At 71.2% G+C, this 19,181-nt stretch carries 13 protein-coding genes; 2 read left to right on the forward strand and 11 right to left on the reverse strand.

Annotation, left to right across the window (positions count from 1 at the left end; all coding sequences use genetic code 11):
- Positions 1-26 precede the first annotated feature (26 nt).
- The 3 genes from ACWD26_RS26025 to proB all read right to left on the reverse strand — a co-directional run bounded on the left by ACWD26_RS26025 (position 27) and on the right by proB (position 3,113).
- Entirely contained in the window at positions 27-1,313 is a 1,287-nt protein-coding gene (locus tag ACWD26_RS26025) for a glutamate-5-semialdehyde dehydrogenase (RefSeq protein ID WP_451274009.1), read from the reverse strand.
- Positions 1,314-1,379: 66 nt separating this feature from the next.
- Positions 1,380-1,847 (reverse strand): hypothetical protein, encoded by a 468-nt coding sequence (locus ACWD26_RS26030; RefSeq protein WP_451274221.1) that lies wholly within the window; start codon positions 1,845-1,847, stop codon positions 1,380-1,382.
- A gap of 159 nt (positions 1,848-2,006) precedes the next feature.
- Entirely contained in the window at positions 2,007-3,113 is a 1,107-nt protein-coding gene (gene proB, locus ACWD26_RS26035; protein ID WP_451274011.1) for a glutamate 5-kinase, read from the reverse strand.
- Between the two features lie 325 nt (positions 3,114-3,438).
- Between proB and ACWD26_RS26040 the strand changes: the two genes are divergently transcribed.
- Positions 3,439-5,499, forward strand: coding sequence for a hypothetical protein (locus tag ACWD26_RS26040; RefSeq protein ID WP_451274013.1), 2,061 nt, complete (start codon positions 3,439-3,441; stop codon positions 5,497-5,499).
- A gap of 166 nt (positions 5,500-5,665) precedes the next feature.
- On the opposite strand, the gene obgE is transcribed toward ACWD26_RS26040, so the two are convergent.
- From obgE to ACWD26_RS26080, 8 genes are all read right to left on the reverse strand, one after another.
- On the reverse strand, positions 5,666-7,102 hold the full coding sequence (obgE, locus tag ACWD26_RS26045; protein ID WP_451274015.1) for a GTPase ObgE: 1,437 nt from the start codon (positions 7,100-7,102) through the stop codon (positions 5,666-5,668).
- 118 nt (positions 7,103-7,220) lie between these two features.
- On the reverse strand, positions 7,221-7,475 hold the full coding sequence (rpmA, locus tag ACWD26_RS26050; RefSeq protein ID WP_033525817.1) for a 50S ribosomal protein L27: 255 nt from the start codon (positions 7,473-7,475) through the stop codon (positions 7,221-7,223).
- A gap of 14 nt (positions 7,476-7,489) precedes the next feature.
- Positions 7,490-7,810 (reverse strand): 50S ribosomal protein L21, encoded by a 321-nt coding sequence (gene rplU / locus ACWD26_RS26055; protein ID WP_007449531.1) that lies wholly within the window; start codon positions 7,808-7,810, stop codon positions 7,490-7,492.
- Between the two features lie 212 nt (positions 7,811-8,022).
- Complete coding sequence (locus ACWD26_RS26060) at positions 8,023-9,324, reverse strand: phospholipase D-like domain-containing protein (RefSeq protein ID WP_451274017.1); 1,302 nt, start codon at positions 9,322-9,324, stop codon at positions 8,023-8,025.
- A gap of 238 nt (positions 9,325-9,562) precedes the next feature.
- Positions 9,563-13,795 carry an Rne/Rng family ribonuclease gene (locus tag ACWD26_RS26065; protein WP_451274019.1) on the reverse strand — a complete coding sequence of 1,411 codons (4,233 nt, stop codon included), beginning with the start codon at positions 13,793-13,795 and terminating at the stop codon, positions 9,563-9,565.
- 245 nt (positions 13,796-14,040) lie between these two features.
- Complete coding sequence (locus tag ACWD26_RS26070) at positions 14,041-14,865, reverse strand: TIGR03936 family radical SAM-associated protein (RefSeq protein WP_451274021.1); 825 nt, start codon at positions 14,863-14,865, stop codon at positions 14,041-14,043.
- Positions 14,866-14,911: 46 nt separating this feature from the next.
- A complete protein-coding gene (locus ACWD26_RS26075) occupies positions 14,912-16,156 on the reverse strand; it encodes a hypothetical protein (RefSeq protein WP_451274023.1) in 1,245 nt (414 codons plus the stop codon).
- Between the two features lie 65 nt (positions 16,157-16,221).
- Positions 16,222-17,424 (reverse strand): glycosyltransferase, encoded by a 1,203-nt coding sequence (locus ACWD26_RS26080; RefSeq protein ID WP_451274025.1) that lies wholly within the window; start codon positions 17,422-17,424, stop codon positions 16,222-16,224.
- Positions 17,425-17,665: 241 nt separating this feature from the next.
- On the opposite strand from ACWD26_RS26080, the gene ACWD26_RS26085 reads away from it, so the two are divergent.
- Positions 17,666-19,156, forward strand: a complete 1,491-nt coding sequence (locus ACWD26_RS26085; protein WP_451274027.1) for a collagen-like protein — start codon at positions 17,666-17,668, stop codon at positions 19,154-19,156.
- Positions 19,157-19,181 lie beyond the last annotated feature (25 nt).

Raw genomic sequence — 19,181 nt, forward strand, 5'->3', positions numbered from 1 at the left:
CGGCGCCCCACGAGACCCGCGACGGCTCAGCGCCGTACGTGCCCGTCGCCCGTGACGATGTACTTCGTGCTGGTCAGCTCGGGCAGGCCCATCGGGCCTCGGGCGTGCAGCTTCTGGGTGGAGATGCCGATCTCGGCGCCGAAGCCGAACTGTCCGCCGTCGGTGAAGCGCGTCGAGGCGTTGACGGCGACCGTGGTGGAGTCGACGAGCTGCGTGAAGCGGCGGGCGGCCTGCTGGGAGGTCGTCACGATCGCCTCGGTGTGGCCGGAGCTCCACAGCCGGATGTGCTCCACGGCCCGGTCGAGCGAGTCGACGACGGCCGCGGCGATGTCGTACGAGAGGTACTCGGCCTCCCAGTCGTCCGTGGTGGCCTCGACGACCGTGGCCCGGCTCTCCTTGGCGAACGCGAGGACCCGCTCGTCGGCGTGGACCGTGACCCCGGCGTCGGCGAGGGCGTCGAGGGCACGGGGCAGGAACTCGGGGGCGATGTCCTGGTGGACGAGGAGGGTCTCGGCGGCGTTGCAGACGCTGACCCGGTGGGCCTTGGAGTTGATCAGGATCTCGATCGCCGTGTCCAGGTCGGCGTTCGCGTCGACGTAGACGTGGCAGTTGCCCGTGCCGGTCTCGATCACCGGGACGGTGGACTCCTCCACGACCGTACGGATCAGGGAGGCGCCGCCACGCGGGATGAGCACGTCGACCAGGCCGCGGGCGCGCATCAGCTCGCGTACGGACTCGCGGCTCTCGCCGGGGACCAGCTGGACGGCGTCGGCGGGCAGCCCGGCGCCGCCGACGGCGTCCCGCAGGACCCGTACGAGGGCGGTGTTGGACTCGTAGGCGGAGGACGAGCCGCGCAGCAGGACCGCGTTGCCTGACTTCAGGCAGAGGGCGGCGGCGTCCACGGTCACGTTCGGGCGGGCCTCGTAGATGATGCCGACGACACCGAGCGGGACGCGGACCTGGCGCAGGTCGATGCCGTTCGGAAGGGTGGAGCCCCGGACGACCTCGCCGACCGGGTCGGGCAGCGCGGCCACGTCACGGACGTCGGCGGCGATCGCCCGGACCCGCTCCGGGGTCAGCGTCAGCCGGTCGACGATCGCCTCACTGGTGCCGGCCTCGCGGGCCTTGTCGATGTCCTTGGCGTTGGCCTCGACGATGTCACTCGTACGGACTTCCAGCGCGTCGGCGATGGCGAGCAGCGCGTCGTCCTTGACGGCGCGCGGGAGCGGCGCGAGGTCGGCGGCTGCGGCCTTGGCACGGTAGGCGGCCCGGGTGACCGGGGTCATGGAGTCGTACGGCGAGAGCGAGGTCATAAGGGAAGGGTAGTGCTCCTGGGGAGACCGCCCCAGCCGCTGTCCCACAAGCCGAGACGGGCTCGCTCAGAACGGGTGGACCCCCACCCGTGCGGCCGGGGGCGGTCCGAATCCCTCCGCGATGCGCAGGTGGTACGTCTGGCGGTCGATGACCTCCAGGCCGACGATCTCCCAGGGTGGCAGTCCGGCCGTCCGGCGGTGCTCGCCCCACAGGCGCAGGGCGACGGCGGCGGCGTCGTGGAGGTCGCGGGCCTCCTCCCAGTAGCGGATCTCGGCGTGGTCGTTGGCGTAGCGGCTGGTCAGCAGAAAGGGATGGTCGTGGGCGAGCTGTTCGAGGCCGCGCCGCACCTCCTTGAGGGGGGCCTCGGGTCCGGAGACGCTCAGCGTGACGTGCCACAGCCGGGGCAGGTCCTGTGGCTCCTCGACGCTGTCGCCCTCGTACGTGTCCGAGGCGGCGACGCTGGTGAGCGCCCGCTCCTCGCCGGCCGCACGGGAGGTACCACCACCACGGGACGCGGCGGCCCCGGGGCGCACTCGTCTCACGACGGCCTCCTTCGCAACGATTCGTGCTTCGCAATGGGTCGTGCGGAATCTCCCCGAGACAAAGTTGAGCAGGCTCAGGGGCTTCGCGTGGCGGTTTTACGGAACGCGCACCGCCGGGGCCGTGCTTTCGCCCCTCCACGGGGCCGCTGGTCAGGGGTGCAGGAGGACGAGGTCGTCCCTGTGTACGACCTCTCGTTCGTACGCGGGACCCAGCTCGCGCGCCAGTTCCCGGGTCGAGCGGCCGATCAGCTGGGGGATCTCCTTGGCGTCGAAGTTCACGAGCCCGCGCGCGACGGCCCGGCCCGTGGCGTCCCGCAGTTCCACGGGGTCACCCGCGACGAAGTCGCCCTCGACGGCGGCGATGCCGGCGGGAAGCAGCGACTTGCGGCGCTCGACGACCGCGCGCACGGCGCCGTCGTCCAGGGTGAGCGCGCCCTGCGGGGTGGAGGCGTGCTGGAGCCACAGCAGCCGGTCGGCGGATCGCTTGCCGGTGGGGTGGAAGTACGTGCCGGTGTCACCGCCGGTGAGGGCGTCCGCCGCGTGGACGGCGCTGGTCAGGACGACGGGGATGCCCGCTCCGGTGGCGATCCCGGCGGCCTCGACCTTGGTGACCATGCCGCCGGTGCCGACGCCCGCCTTGCCCGCGCTGCCGATCTCCACGTGCGCGAGGTCCTCGGGGCCCCGTACCTCCGCTATCCGCGACGTGCCGGGCTTGCTGGGGTCGCCGTCGTACACGCCGTCCACGTCCGACAGCAGGACCAGCAGATCCGCGCGGACGAGGTGGGCGACGAGGGCGGCGAGGCGGTCGTTGTCACCGAAGCGGATCTCGTCCGTGGCGACGGTGTCGTTCTCGTTGACGACCGGCAGGGCGCCCATCGCGAGGAGCTTGTCGAGGGTGCGGGAGGCGTTGCGGTGGTGGGCGCGGCGGCTCATGTCGTCGGAGGTGAGGAGTACCTGGCCGACGCGGATGCCGTAGCGGGCGAAGGAGGCCGTGTAGCGGGCCACCAGCAGGCCCTGGCCGACGCTGGCGGCCGCCTGCTGCCGGGCGAGGTCCTTGGGGCGGCGGCGCAGGCCCAGCGGCGCGAGCCCGGCGGCGATGGCGCCGGACGAGACCAGCACGATCTCCCGCTCTCCCCCGCTGCGGGCCTTGGCTAGGACGTCCACCAGGGCGTCCACCCGGTCCGCGTCGAGGCCCCCGGAGGCCGTCGTCAGCGACGAGGAGCCCACCTTCACGACGATCCGGTGCGCTTCCGCCACGCCCTGCCTTGCCGCTGACACCTGTATCCCCAATGTTCCGAACCAGCCCGGTGTGTGCAGTCCGCAATCTACGGGAGCGGACGGGCCGGACGCGTCTTCATTTCGAGGGGCGGACGGCACCGGGCCGCCTCTGAAGCCTTTATGAGGAGTTGGTGAAACCACCCTGGACGCCCCAGGTGTTATGTCCGACTATTGGCGATTGCTCCCTCGGAAGATTGCTCCTCGACCTCCCTAGGTCATACGGTCAGGGATCGGCCTTCCTCAGGCCACCCCCAGACCTACCTTCCCCCCTCCGTCCGTCGCACCCTCCGCAGGAGCCCAGCCCGTGCCCTCCGCAGGCCTCGCACCCCGCCGCATCGCGCAGCTCTCAGCGCTGCTCGCGATGTTCGCGCTCTTCACGGCCCAGATCGTCTCCGCACTGCTGCCGAACATTCCGGTGTTCGTCGCCGCCAGTGCGGCGGGCCTCGTCCTGGACACGTATCTGCAGTACCGGGACCCCGGGCTGCTCGCGACGCTGGGCAAGGTCCGCTTCGACGCGCTGGTGCGCCAGTTGCTGCGCGACATGCTGGTCCTGGTGGGGCTTCTGCGCATCGACGGCATCGATCCGCTGCGTGAGCAGGCCCCGCTCCTGGTCGGCCTCGTCCTCTTCTACGCGGTGCACTTCGCCTGCCAGGCCGTCTCCGTGCTGGTCCGCCGCACCCGGACGCTGCCCATCGTCACCCGCAACATCGACGCCTCCGAGCTGCGCCTGACCGCGGCCCCGCCGCGCGTCCTGGCCCGCCGCCAGGCCCACCGTCTGCTCACGTTCTCCCTGCCGATCACGGCCGGCCTGGTGCTGACCGCGGCGACGCAGGACGTTGTCTGGGGCGCCGTCGGCCTCGGCACCGGCCTCATCGCCCTCGTCCTGGGCACCGCGTACCTGGCGACATGGCTGCTGCCGAAGAAGCGGGCGAAGAGCGAGCAGCAGGTCATGGAGTGGCTGGACAGGTGGCTGGCGCGGTACCAGCCGACCACCGCCATGTACTTCTCCGGCGGTACGACCTCGGCGTACCAGGCGAACATGTGGCTCTCCACGCTCTCCCAGCTGGAGAAGCCGCTGATCGTGCTGCGTGAGCGCTTCATGGTGCAGAAGATCGACGCGACGGACGTCCCCGTCATCTGCTTCCCGAAGGTGACGACGATGTTCTCCCTGGAGAACTCGACGCTGAAGATGATGCTGCACCCCGCCAACGCCGCGAAGACCTCCCAGGTGCTGCGCATCCCCACGATCAAGCACGCCTTCATCAACCACGGGGAGAGCGACAAGCTGTCCTCCTGCAACCCGTACGCGAAGGCGTACGACGAGGTGTGGGTCGCCGGTCCCGCCGCGCGCGAGCGGTACGCGCTCGCCGAGGTCGGCGTCGAGGACAAGGACATCGTCGAGGTCGGCCGCCCGCAGCTGGCGCCGATCCGCCCCTACGCGGGCCCGCCGACCGGCACGTACACGACCGTCCTCTACGCCCCCACCTGGGAGGGCTGGGACGGCAACCCCGGCAACACGTCCGTGGTCCTGGCCGGCGAGAACATCGTCCGCAAGCTGCTCGCCGACGACAAGGTACGGCTGCTGTACAAGCCGCACCCGATGACGGGCTCGGTCGACCCGCGCGCGGGCGCCGCGAACGAGCGGATCAAGGCGATGATCCGGGAGGCCAACACGAAGCGGTCCGGGGCTCGCCCCGGTCCCGAGGCCGCCGCCGAGCTGACCCGCCGTACGGCCGAGCTGGACAGGCTGACCTCGGCCTCCTTCCGGACCAGCGCGGACGAGATGGAGCGGATGCTGCTGCAGGGCACGCCGAGCGGGGACCGTGAGGCGGCCATCTCCGAGGCGACGCTGGCATGGGAGAGGGCGTACTGGGCGTCGTTCCCGGAGTGGGAGCACCTGATCGTCACCGAGGCGCGGCCCGCGATCTTCGCCTGCTTCAACGTGTCCGACCTGCTGATCAGCGATGTCTCGTCGGTGGTCTCCGACTGGCTGTCCAGTGAGAAGCCGTACTCGGTCGCCAACACGTGCGGGCTGCCGGAGGCGGCGTTCCGGGCGGCGTTCCCGACGGTGTCCGCCGGTGTCGTCCTCACGCCGAAGGCGGGCGGTGTCCCGGCCCTCCTCGACGCGGTCCGCAACCCCGAGAAGGACCAGTTCACCAAGGCCCGCGCGGAGCTGAAGGAACAGCTTCTCGGGCCCTCGGACCCGCCCTCCCTCGTCCGCTTCGACTCGGCCGTCAAGGCGTTGTGCGCCAAGGCCGACGAGCGGCGTGTACGGATGGAGTCCCGCCTCGCCAACGAGATTCCCTCGCCTCGGGAGGCGCGGGACGAGGTGTCTGAGGGCGAGCCGAGCGATTCGCTCCACTAGGAACGGGGAAGGGCCCCGGGGGTGGTTACCTCCGGGGCCCTTCTTTTTGTTCGGGCGGATGCGCCTGGGAGCTCGGGGTGGCCGGCTGGTACGGCGACTGCGCGGGTGCTCGGCTGGTCGCGCGGTTCCCCGCGCCCCTGAAGAGGCTGCGCCCCTTGCGCCCCTTTTAGAACGGCTCGAAGTCGTCGTACGCCTTCTCGACCTCGTCTCGCTCCGCCTGGCGGTCGCGGCGGCGTTGGACGGCGGGGCGGGGCGCCTCGAAGCGGTGGTCCTCGCCACGGCGGCCGAGCATCTCCGCGCCGGCCATGACGGTCGGCTCCCAGTCGAAGACGACCGCGTTGTCCTCGGGGCCGATGGCGACGCCGTCGCCGGAGCGGGCGCCCGCCTTCATCAGCTCCTCCTCGACACCGAGGCGGTTGAGACGGTCGGCGAGGTAGCCCACGGCTTCGTCGTTGTTGAAGTCGGTCTGGCGGACCCAGCGCTCCGGCTTCTCGCCGCGTACGCGGAAGAGACCGTCCTCCTCCTGCACGACCGTGAAGCCCGCGTCGTCGACGGCCTTCGGCCGGATGACGATCCGCGTCGCCTCCTCCTTCGGCTTGGCGGCGCGCGCCCTGCCCACGAAGTCGGCGAGGGCGAAGGACAGCTCCTTCAGCCCCATGTGGGCGACGGCGGACACCTCGAAGACCCGGTAGCCCCGAGCTTCCAGGTCCGGCCGCACCATCTCGGCGAGGTCCTTGCCGTCGGGTACGTCGATCTTGTTGAGGACGACGATCCGGGGCCGGTTGTCGAGCCCGCCGTACTGCCGCAGCTCCTCCTCGATGATGTCGAGGTCGGAGACGGGGTCGCGGTCCGATTCCAGCGTCGCCGTGTCGAGGACGTGGACGAGGACGCTGCAGCGCTCGACGTGGCGGAGGAACTCGAGGCCGAGGCCCTTGCCCTGGCTGGCGCCCGGGATCAGGCCCGGCACGTCGGCGATCGTGTAGACCGTCTCGCCGGCCGTGACCACGCCCAGGTTCGGGACGAGCGTCGTGAACGGGTAGTCCGCGATCTTCGGCTTGGCGGCGGAGAGGACCGAGATCAGCGAGGACTTGCCCGCGCTCGGGTAGCCGACGAGCGCCACATCGGCGACCGTCTTGAGCTCCAGGACGATGTCGCCCATGTCCCCCGGCACGCCGAGCAGCGCGAAGCCGGGCGCCTTGCGGCGGGCGGAGGCGAGGGCCGCGTTGCCGAGGCCGCCCCGGCCGCCCTGCGCGGCGACGAAGGAGGTGCCTTGGCCGACGAGGTCGGCGAGGACGTTCCCGTGCTTGTCGAGCACGACCGTGCCGTCCGGGACCGGCAGGACGAGGTCCTGGCCGTCCTTCCCGGAGCGGTTGCCGCCCTCGCCCGGCTTGCCGTTGGTGGCCTTGCGGTGCGGGGAGTGGTGGTAGTCGAGGAGGGTCGTCACGGACTGGTCGACGGTCAGGATGACGTCGCCGCCCCGGCCGCCGTTGCCGCCGTCGGGGCCGCCGAGCGGCTTGAACTTCTCCCGGTGGACGGAGGCGCAGCCGTGGCCTCCGTTACCCGCGGCGACATGCAGCTCGACGCGGTCCACGAAGGTGGTCATGGTGGGGGCCTCCAGAAACGTACGGGTTCAGTTATTGGTTAACACGCGAAAGGCGGACCCGCCTTCCCGAACGGGAAGTGAGGTCCGCCTCGCGAAAGACTGTCCGAAGACTTTCCGATCAGCCGACCGGAACGATGTTCACGACCTTGCGGCCACGGGCGGTACCGAACTCGACCGCACCGGCGTTCAGCGCGAACAGCGTGTCGTCCTTGCCGCGGCCGACACCCGAGCCCGGGTGGAAGTGCGTGCCGCGCTGGCGGACCAGGATCTCACCCGCGTTGACGACCTGACCGCCGAAACGCTTCACGCCGAGGCGCTGAGCGTTGGAGTCACGACCGTTACGGGTGGACGATGCGCCCTTCTTGTGTGCCATCTCTCCTCAGTCCCTTACTTCGCAGCCGCGGGGATCTCAGTGACCTTGATCGCCGTGTACTGCTGGCGGTGGCCCTGACGACGGCGGTAGCCGGTCTTGTTCTTGTAGCGCAGAATGTCGATCTTCTGGCCCTTGTGGTGGTCCACGACCTCGGCCTGGACCTTGATGCCGGCCAGCACCCACGGGTCACTGGTCACAGCGTCGCCGTCGACAACGAGCAGGGTCGAGAGCTCGACCGTGTCGCCAACCTGGGCAGTGGAAATCTTGTCAACCTCAACGATGTCGCCGACAGCAACCTTGTGCTGGCGACCACCGCTGCGCACGATGGCGTACACGCGGATCTCACTCTCTCGCTCGGGAACGGCACCCCCGCAGTCCAGCCGCCCGACACGCGAACGGCCTCTTCCACGGCGCCCGGCGCCCGGAAGGATGAGGTTTACGGGGATGTGGCGCGTCCGAGGCGGCATCCGGACGGATACCTATGGACACGCCGACGGTCAAGGTTACGGGGCCACGCCCGAAAGGGTCAAACCGAGCCCCTCGCCCGCTAGGTGGTCGGCTTCTCGCCGTCCGCCGGCAGCGGCTTCACGCCCTTGCAAAGGTCCGTGGTGTCCGCCTTGCCCGGATGGGCGACGGCGATCACCTTGTCGAAGTGTGCCCGGTACATGTCGTGCACGGCGTCGTCGTCGACCTTGACGATCGACTCGTCGTTCTCGCGCAGCGCGGGGCCGGTGTAGTTGCCCGAGCCGGTGAAGCTGATCTTGTTGCGCACCCCGTCGTACCTGCCGTCGACGAGGATGTACTTGGTGTGGATGATGTACGGCGTGGTCAGCTTCTGCCCGGGGTTCAGCGGGTCCCGGTCGTCGTTGTAGCAGCGGACCGTCGGCCCGCCGGACGTGTGCATCTTCTCCCACGTCCCCTTGGTCCCGCCGCTGCTCTTGGCGCTGTCGGACTCGGCGTACACGATGCTCACGTTGCAGCCGGACTTCTTCAACGCGACCAGCTTCTCGGCGATCGCCAGCCGTGTGATCTTGAAGATCGCGACCCGCACCCAGGTCTTCCGCGTCCCGCCCGCGCCGTCCTCGTACGAGCACTGCACGTTGTTGAGCACCGAGTACACGGTGTCGGTGGCCCGCGTGTTGCCGGCCCGGGGGAAGAGGTACGCCTTGTAGAGGCCGTTGCTGACGGTCCGGTACTCCCAGGACGCCCAGTCCCGGGCGACCATCGTGTCGAAGTAGTCCGCGTACGCGTCGTACATCGTCGGGTTGTTCGGCAGCAGCAGCGCGTCGTTGAAGAACTTGGTGTGCGCCGACGGCGTCGAGTTCGACGTCGTCTGCACGACCACGTTCGTGGCGCCCTCGACCGCCGAGAACAGCCAGAACTTGTTGTGCATGATCGACTGCCCGTACTTCGGGTCGCCGAGGCAGGACCTGTCGACGGGGCAGGTCGCTATGTACGAGCCCTTCGTACGGTCGGTGCCGAGCGCGGCGGCGAGCGTGCCGTACGCGGTGTTGGTCGGGCGGTCGCTGATGCTCGACTCGTCCAGCAGGATCCGGACGTTCACGCCCCGGTCCTTGGCGGCGACCAGGGCGTTGACGACGGACGCCTCCCACACGTGGTAGACGGCGACCTTGATGGTGGAGCCGGGCAGTGCGGCGGCCGTCAGCTCGATCAGCCGGGTGCGTATCGCGAGCTGCGCGCTCTCCTCGCCCAACGGGTCGTTGAAGATGGGGCCTTCGGTCCAGGTCGGGGCGGCCTGCGCGGTGCCCGCGGACATCGCCGCCTGCACCCCGGCCGCCGACAGCACGGTGGCCAGTGCCACCGCCCCGCGCATGCGCACGCGCGCCATGCGATCCCCTCCCCGTTCCCACCCTGACCGTGATTCGTATGACTACGGGAGTCTTACAGGCGCTCATCGCGCCGCGAGAGGGTGGGGGTGCCGGTGAGACGACAGAGAGGGTGAAACCCCCCAAATCTCTTCACCCGGTGTGAAGTTGCTCTCCTGAGACGCACCGGTGCCCCTGCCGGACGGTGAAACCGCCCGGCAGGGGCACCGGTGGGAGCGGGCCATGCGCCCGCCCCGGGGCTCAGCTCTCGTCGGTCGAAGCCGTGACCGTGGCCGACGTCTGCTCGGCGGCCACCGTGCTCTTCTTCGTGGCCGACTTCTTCGTCGCCGCCTTCTTGGCCGTGGCCTTCTTCGCGACCGTCTTCTTGGCCGCCGCCGTCTTCTTGGTGGCGGCCTTCTTCGCCGTCGCCTTCTTGGCCGTCTTCCGCGCCGCCGTCTTCTTGGCGGGCGCCTCGGACTCGGTCTCCTCGGCGGCCGGAGCGGCCTCCTCGACCGGCGCCTCGGCCGTGCCCTCGGCGGTAGCCGCCGGCACGACGACCACAGCGTCCTCAGCGGGCGCGGTGGGCGCCGTCGCCTTGCGCACCGCACGCCGACGCGGACGGGCCGGAGCCGCGCTCTCGGCAGCGTCGGCAGCCTCGGGCTGGGCGGCCCGGTCGGCCACGGCCGGCTCGCTCACCGTCACTGTCACCGTGGTCTCGTCCGCTTCCACGACCGGCTCGGACACCGTCACCACGGCCTCCTCCGCCGCCGCTCCGGCCGGCGCGCCCGCCGGAGCGGACACCTTCCGGGTCGCCCGGCGACGCGTACGGCCCTTGGGCGCGGCCTCCTCGGTGCTCGGCGCGGCGGCCGGCATCTCGACGACCGGGTCTTCCACCGCGAAGGGCTCCGCCTCGGCGGCCTCCCGCGACTTCGGGGCACGGTCCTCGGAGGTTGTGGTGACCACGGTCTCGCGCTGCTTCGGCGCGCCGGAGGGCGCGGACGCCCGCCGGGTCGCACGACGGCGCGAACGGCTGCGTCCGACAGCAGCCTCCGCCTCGGCGACGCTGCTGTACAGCTCCTCGTCCGGCTCGAACTCCGGCGCGGGCAGCGCCACGGGCTCGGCGACCTCGGCGGCCACCTCGGCCTCGACCAGCTCAACCGGCTCCACCGGCTCGACGGCCTCGGCAGCGGACACGTGCTCGTGGTCGTGCTCGTGCTCGGCACCACCACGTCCGCGCTTGCGGCGCTTGCCGCCACCGCCGACAGCGGTCGGCTGGTCCATGTGCACGATCACGCCGCGCCCGTTGCAGTGGACACAGGTCTCGGAGAAGGACTCCAGGAGGCCCTGCCCGACCCGCTTCCGGGTCATCTGGACCAGGCCCAGCGAGGTGACCTCGGCGACCTGGTGCTTCGTACGGTCGCGTCCCAGGCACTCCAGCAGGCGCCGTAGCACCAGGTCCCGGTTCGATTCCAGGACCATGTCGATGAAGTCGATGACGACGATGCCGCCGAGGTCGCGCAGCCGCAGCTGACGGACGATCTCCTCGGCCGCCTCCAGGTTGTTCCTGGTGACCGTCTCCTCCAGGTTGCCGCCCTGGCCGGTGAACTTACCGGTGTTGACGTCGACCACGATCATGGCCTCGGTCTTGTCGATCACCAGCGAACCACCGCTGGGCAGCCACACCTTGCGGTCCAGCGCCTTCATCAGCTGCTCGTCGATGCGGTACGTGGCGAAGACGTCGACCTCGGAGGTCCACTTCTGCAGCCGGTCCGCGAGGTCGGGCGCGACATGGGAGACGTATCCGTGGATGGTCCCCCACGCCTCGTCGCCGCTCACGATGACCTTGGAGAAGTCCTCGTTGAAGATGTCGCGGACGACCCGGACGGTCATGTCCGGCTCGCCGTACAGCAGCGTCGGCGCGTTGCCGTTCTTGGCCTTCTTCTGGATGTCCTCCCACTGCGCCTGCAGTCGCTCGACGTCGCGGCGCAGCTCGTCCTCGCTCGCGCCCTCGGCGGCGGTGCGCACGATGACGCCCGCGTCCTCGGGGACGATCTTCTTGAGGATGGTCTTCAACCGGGCCCGCTCGGTGTCGGGCAGCTTGCGGCTGATGCCGGTCATCGACCCCTCGGGGACATAGACCAGGTAGCGGCCGGGCAGCGAGACCTGGCTGGTCAGACGCGCGCCCTTGTGGCCGATCGGGTCCTTGGTCACCTGGACGAGGACCGACTGGCCGGACTTGAGCGCGCTTTCGATGCGGCGCGGGCCGTTGGCCATGCCCAGCGCCTCGAAGTTGACCTCACCGGCGTACAGGACGGCGTTGCGCCCCTTGCCGATGTCGATGAAGGCGGCCTCCATCGACGGCAGCACGTTCTGCACCTTGCCGAGGTAGACGTTGCCGACGTACGAGGTCGACTGCTCCTTGTTGACGTAGTGCTCGACGAGCACGTTGTCTTCCAGGACGCCGATCTGGGTGCGCTCACCGCTCTGGCGCACGACCATGACGCGCTCGACGGCCTCACGACGGGCCAGGAACTCGGCCTCGGTGATGATCGGGACGCGACGGCGGCCCTGCTCACGGCCTTCCCGGCGACGCTGCTTCTTGGCCTCCAGACGGGTCGAGCCCTTGATGGACTGCACCTCGTCGGACAGCTCGGTGTCCTTCGCTCGCCGCTCGCGCGGCTCACGGACCTTGACGACCGTGCGCTCGGGGTCGTCGGACGTCGGCTCGGCCTCGGTGCCGGAGTCACCGGCGCGACGACGGCGGCGCCGGCGCCGGCGGCTGCTGCTGGAGCCCGAACCGGACTCCTCGCGCTCGTCGCCCTCGTCCTCGGCGTCCTCGTCCACCTGCTCGGCGGTGTCCTCGGCGTCCTGCGCGGCCTGCTCGGCGGCGAGCTCGTCACCCTCGGCGGCGTCCTCGGCATCGGCGGACTCGCCCCGACGGCGGCGGCGGCCACCCCGGCGACGGCGACGCCGCGACCCGGTGGACTCCTCCTCGCCGTACTCGTCGCCCTCGGCGGCGTCCTCGGGCTCCTCGGGCTCCTCGGGCTCCTCCGGCTCGTCGGCCACCACGGTGGCGGCGACGGGCTGCTCAGCCTCGGCGGACTCGCCCCGACGGCGGCGGCGACGCCGCGACCCGCCGGTGCTCTCCTCCTGGGCGAACCCGCCGACCTCGGTGGTCTCGGCGGTCTCCTCGACCTCGGCGGGCACGGTCTCCGCCTCGGCGGCGGCCTGCGCGGCGGCACGCTCCGGCGTCTGGAACATCGGCTCGGTGAACACCGGCGCCTGGAACACGGCCACAGTGGGCCGTGCGGGCCGCGCGGGAGCGTCGTCGCCGGCCGGCGCGGCGGGCTCGGAGAAACCGACGGCGGCCTTGCGCGTGGCCCGACGCCTCGCACGGCGCGGGCCGGCCTCCTCGGTCTCGGCAGCGGCCTGCGGCTGCGGCGCCTTGACGGGCTCGCTCTCGGCGGCGGAGGCCTTCACGGCCGGGGCGGACGTGGTCTCGGCGGCGGCGGGCGCCTCCGCGCCCTGGGCCGGCGCGGTCTCGGCGGCCGCGGTCTCCTCGGCGGCCTCACCCGCCGGCGCACCGGTCGGCGCGGACACCCGGCGGGTGGCGCGGCGACGCGTACGGCGCGGCGCGGCCTCCTCGGCCGCCTCTTCGACGGGCGCGGATTCCTGGGCGGCGACCGGCGTGGCCTCCTGAACCGCGACGGCTGCGCTCTCGACGGCCTCCGCCGGAGCTTCCACGACCTCAGCGGCCTTCGGCTCACCGGCGGGCGCGGCCGCGCGGCGCGTGGCACGACGGCGCGTACGCCCGGCGGGCGCGGTCTCCTCGGTAGTGGCAGCCGCCTCAGCGACGGCGACGGTCTCGGCGACAGCGGGGGCCTCGGCGGCGACCTGGGGCTCGGTGGACGCGGCGCTCTCGCCGGCCTCGGCCGCCTTGGGCGCTCCGGCGGGCGCGGAAGCCCTGCGGGTCGCGCGCCGACGGGTACGACCGGCCGACGGGGCCTCCTCGACGGCGGCGGCGGTCTCGGTCACCTCGGCGACGGCGCCCTCACCGGGGGCGGCGGCCGGCACCACGGTCGCGGCGGCCTCGGCACCCTCGGGCGTACCGGCGGGCGCGGAGGCCCGACGGGTCGCACGACGGCGCGTACGCCCGGCGGGCGCGGCTTCCTCAGGGGCGACAGCAGTGGCCTCGGCCTCGTCGGCTTCCGCGGCCTCCGCGGTGGCGTCGGTCTCGACGGCCTGCGCCGCCTCACCGGTCTCGGCACTCACGGCGCCCTCGGTGATCTCGTCCGGCTCGGCGGCCGCGAGGTCGTCGGACTCGGCGGCCGGTATGGCCGGCGCGGTGGTCTCCGCGGCCGCTTCGGAGGCGGCGGAGGGGGGTCCCGCCGGGCGGGACGCGGCACGGCGGCGACGGCGCGGAGGCAGGGTGTCGCTCGGCGTGGTGTGTTCGGAGCCCTGCGCGGGCTCTGCGGGTTCGATCGTTTCGGGCATGCGGGCGTTTCTCCCGTCAGGCTCCCGGGCGCCGCACCCGGTCCGGCGTGGCCGGTGACGTCCGCGGCTCGCGTCGTGCGCGACTGCCGCCGTCCGGGGCGCGGGCGCCGCACGGGAGCTCTCTGTGTCCTGTCTCGCCGGTTCCGTACGCCATGTTGCGTACGGCCTGGCGAAAGTCTTGTGGTCGGTGCGCTGCCCGACCCAGGTGGCTCCCGGATCCGAGGGCGGCGCTACGACGTCCGTCCCTACGCGGGACCTACCGGCGCCGACGCCTTCGCGGCGGCAGCGGGTTCGGCCGTTGAGAGGGCCGGCGCTGCCTCGCGGTCGGGCGCGAGCGGGTCGGTCACCGTGCCGGTCTCTTCATCGAACAGCCCCTGCGCCAGCCTGGTCACCGCTGCGGGGACCGGCGGCGCCAGGTCGGCCACGGCGCGGAGACCGGACAGGACGTCGTCGGGTCGTACGGCAGGCGTCACGTGCCGAACAACCAGCCGCAGTATCGCACAGGGCTGGTCCGTCGGCCTATCAGCCTGTGGACTGTGCGTCTCAGAACCGTCCGCTCCGGCGCTTGCACCACGTCCGTCACGGCTGTCGAGATCGACCACGGCGGCCCGGGCGTCGAAGGTCCGTACGCCGTTCTTGGTCCTGCGCTGGACCTCGACGAGGTCCGCCGCCTTGAAGGCCTCGACCGCGCGCCCGGCGTCGACGGGGTCCACGCCGTCCAGGCGCAGCTCCCATACGGAGGCCGTGAGCCGGTCGGCGAGCCCGGAGGTCCGGGCCTCGACCGCGTCGACGATGTCGAGGCCCGTGGGCAGCGACTCGTCGAGCAGAATCCTGAGCTTCTCGGGGTCGCGCGCGTCGGTGAGCGCGATCTCCAGGTACTCCGCCTCACTGCCCGTGCCGGTGGGTGCGGCATTGGCGTACGACACCTTCGGATGCGGCGTGAACCCCGCCGAGTACGCCATCGGCACCTCGGCACGGCGCAGCGCACGCTCGAAGGCGCGCTGGAAGTCACGGTGGCTGGTGAACCGGAGGCGGCCGCGCTTGGTGTAGCGCAGTCGGATGCGCTGCACCGCGGGTGCGGGCGGCGGGCCTTCGGGCTGTCGCTTGCCCAGTGTCCTAGTCCTTCGTGAGAGCGGTCGTACTGCTACCAAGAGTACGTGTCTCGGCGGCCTGCGGTTCCCGCCTGTGGACGGGCACCGGCTCGGCCGGCTGCCCGAAGAGCGCCGACCGCACACTGGCACGGGCCTGGCGGACGGTCTGACGGGCGGTGTCCAGGACCTGCCGGGTGGTATGGCCCACACCGCGCCCGAGCTCCGCGACCGGCTTCCACACCACGTCCCGTACGAAGTGACCGGCGGGGGTGAGGACGGTCCGGTACACCCAGCGGGTCGGCTCGACGAAGATCCATCGCAGGAGACTCGCCAGGAAGCGTCCGACGGCGAGCGAGAGCCGCCCGGCCACCCGCCACGCGTGGCCGAGGGCGTCCCGGATCTCCCGGCCGACGACGGCGAGGAACCGCCCGATCGGCGTGAGCACCCACCGCCACACGGCGAGCGCGGGCAGCACGAGCAGAACACGCACGGTCCAGTAGATGCCGAGCCAGAGCCCGGTGAAGATCATCCGCACGAGCCACACGACACCTCGGGCCACCCACGCGATCGCGTGCCCCGCGGGCGTCAGCACGTACCGGTACAGCCACACCGCCGGTACGACGAGGAGGTACCGCACCAGCCAGGCCACAGCCGTGAACAGCGCGACCGCGACGGCGGCGATCCCGGTGCCGACGGCCCTGGCCAGCCAGACGAGGCCACGCCCGAGCGGCGCCAGCGTCCACCGGTACAGCCAGGCGAGCCCGGCTCCTACGCCGGTGGCGACCCAGACCATTCCGGCCCAGAGCCCGGTGGCGGCCCACACCACTCCGGCCCAGAGCCCGGCCGCCGCCCAGGCGATCGCATGCCCCACGGGCGTCAGGGCGTACCGGTACACCCACACGACCGGCACGACCAGCAGCCGGTACCCGAGCCACCCGAGCCCCTGGGCGACCGGCACGACGACGTACCGCCACAGCGCGACCCACGGCCATACGAAGACGGCCTTGCCGACCCACAGCAACGCCCGCCCCACCGGCCGCAGGACGGTGTCCATCAGGAACCGCCCGATCACCACCAGCGCGTCCCACACCATCCGCACCGGCACGACCAGCACGAGCACGACGATCCGCACGGGAATCCGGATCGCGACGGTGAGACACCCCTCGGGCGTCTGCGCCGTCTGCTGCCGCGCCGTGTGCCGCTGCATCGTCTGCTGCTGCGCCGTCTGCTGCGGCGCAGGGTGCCGGGTGGGCCGCTTCTCCAGGTCCATGCCTACGGGGACGCCTCAGCGACGTGCGTGGATGCGGCTCCGCGCCGTCGAATCAGCCGACGCTCCTACCGCCTGCGCCCGGAAGTCTTCCCGGACTTGGCCGACTTGGCCGACTTGACGGACTGCGCGGACTGGGCGGGCTTGTCGGCCCGTGCGGCCTTGGGGCGGCGCACCACGGTGGACAGCTTCGGGAGGGACGCGGCGTGCGGTGCGGAGAACTCGCGGTTGATCTCCACCTGGCGGCGGACGCGTTCGGGCAGGTCCCTCATGGCCAGGAGGCTGTCGCACGCCTGGAGGGCGGCTGCGTGGTCACCCACCCAGTGGGCGGTGATGGAGAACTCGAAGAGCAGTCCCCACCGATAGATCCAGGGCTTGGTGAAGAGCAGATCGTCCGGTGCGCGCCGGCCCACGACGTCGACGAGAAGTGCGTACGCGGTGTGATAGCGGCGGCGGAGGCGCAGACGGGAGGCCAACTCGTAGCAGGCCTCGAGTCGCACGGGACGCGACTCCCAGGCTCGGGAGAACGTGTCCATGGCCCCCGGCCAGTCGTCCTCCTGCTCCGCCCTGAGGATTCCCGCCTCGAGGAGCGAGCAGTAGACCTCCTCGGCCCAGCCGCCCATCGCCGCGCGCCGCTCGTACAGTTCGATCGCCTCCCGTGCGTGGCCCAGGTCACGTTCGGTGTTGGCCAGGTAGAAGACGGTGCGGGGGTTGGCGGGGTCGCGTTGGAGCTCCCGTCTGAGCAGGCGTGCGTCACGCTCGAACTTGTCGGCCCGGCAACCGCCGTCGGCGTGGTCCTCGATGACGATCGCGTCCAGGTTCTCCTGCACATCGGGCTCGTCGGTACACGGGTACTCATGGGTGACGCCTTCGTAACGCCAGAGCCGGTCCCCCCGCATCAGGTGCTTGAAGCGGTGCTGGGTACCCGGGGTGTCGTAGCGCAGCATGTACGAGGTGGCCGTCAGCAGGGGCAGCGGCGCGTCCTGGCGCAGTACGTGGTCGGCGTCGATGGTGAGCAGGAAGTCGGCCTTTCCGCGGGCGAGTTGGATGTTCCGCGTCCGGTTGTGCCCGAAGTCGACCCAGGTGTCCTGGTGCAGTTCGCCCGGGATGCCGTCCAGCGCCTTGCGGATCAGGTCCTGGGTGCCGTCCGTCGAGCCGGTGTCGGAGATGACCCAGGTGTCGATCAGGGGGCGGACGGAGGCGAGGCACCGCTCGATCACCCGCGCCTCGTTCTTGACGATCATGCAGAGGCAGATGGTCTGCGGCTTCACGGCCTCACCGGTCCCGGGGAAGTTGGAGCGCCACCCGAGCGGGCGCGCGACATACCCCCTCATATCTCACAAATGACCGACGGCAACGCCGCATTAGCCCACACGTGACACCCGCTTAGGCCGATTTGATGATCTACGTCCACGTCCGGGCCAGCGCGCTGGTCGGCTCGATGGGCAGAGGCGAGGCTCACGATCGAGTGCGGGGAAAAGCCCCAAACCGGTTGAAACAAGGAGCATATAGATGAGTCCTGAGCGCAGGACGATCTCGCTGATAGGCCCGCTGGCCCGCGACAGGATCACCAAGGTCAGCACGTTTGCCTCGCTCGCGCTGGTAGTCACGGCCGGAATGGCCGGCCCCGCGACCGCGGCGGCGCGAAGCGTGACCGAGCCCTCCGCCGTGACGAGGGTCGGCGACGACAGGTGCCCTCCCGCCGACGAGGAAGGCAACCAGCACCACAACGGACAGCAGCACGGCGAGCAGCACGACGGGCAGCAGCACAACCAGCAGCAGGGCGAGCAGCAGCAGGGCGGGCAGGACGGATCGCAGTCCGGCTGGGTGGACGCGGAGCACGAGAACCGCGCCGCGGCACTCGGCGACGGCGGCCACCACTGCGAGGAAGGGCCGAACGGTCAGACCGGTCCGCCGGGGGTGACCGGCGCCACGGGCGCGACAGGTTTGACGGGTGCCACCGGCCCTCAGGGCATCACCGGCCCGACCGGCCCCACGGGGGCGGACGGCATCGTCGGCCCGACCGGACCCGCTGGTCCCGAGGGCATCGTCGGCCCCACTGGCCCCACCGGCCCCGCAGGAGCAAACGGCGTCACGGGAGCCACGGGAGCCCCCGGCACGACCGGCGCCACGGGCCCCTGCGCCGACATCGACGCGGTGCAGGACTCGAAGAAGTTCGAGTTCCGGGCCGTACTGACCGAGGGACGGGTCTTCGCGGGCATCCGCGATCTCCAGGGCACGGTCGACCACCCGTTCCTGTGGACCGACCTCAGCAGCCACCCCAACTTCCCCTCAGGCGGCACTGATTCACGAGGCCGCCCCGTGGGCTTCGTCTGCGGCGTCTCCGTCAACACCCACGGGTCCGGCTACGGACACGGTCACAAGGAGACGGGCAAGGAGAACGGCCAGGGCAACGGCCAGAACCAGAACCAGGGCACCAGCCAAGGCACGGGTCAGAACAACAGCCAGCACACGGGTCAGAACAACAACCAGGGCACGGGTCAGAACAACAACCAGCACACGGGCCAGAGCAACACCCAAGGCCAGACCCAGGACGCCGGCCAGGACTACAGCCAAGGCCACGCCCAAGGCACAAGCCAGACCAACGGCCAAGGCCACACCCAGGACTACAGCCAAGGCACAAGCCAGACCAACGGCCAGGGCCAGACCCAGGACGCCGCCCAGAACAACGGCCAAGGCCACGCTCAGAGCACGGGCCACAACCACGGCACGAACACGGGCACGAACACGGCCAAGGACAACGGCGAGAACAAGGGCCAGCACAAGAGCGACCACAAGAGCCTCGTCAAGTTCAACGTCGTCACCACCGTGGGCCAGATCTGGGAGACCACCTGCGTGCCGGTCGACACGCAGCCCCACGCCACGCTGGACTGCGACGACGAGCAGGGCAACCCGCAGCCCTGGCTCAGGGTCGACCTCCAGCCGTCGGACAACATCACCAATGGCGGCACCAGCGTCACGCCCCGCGTGACCAAGCGATAGCACGCTGAAAGGGGTGCCCGGAGAA

The organism is Streptomyces sp. NPDC002787 (genome assembly GCF_053592095.1).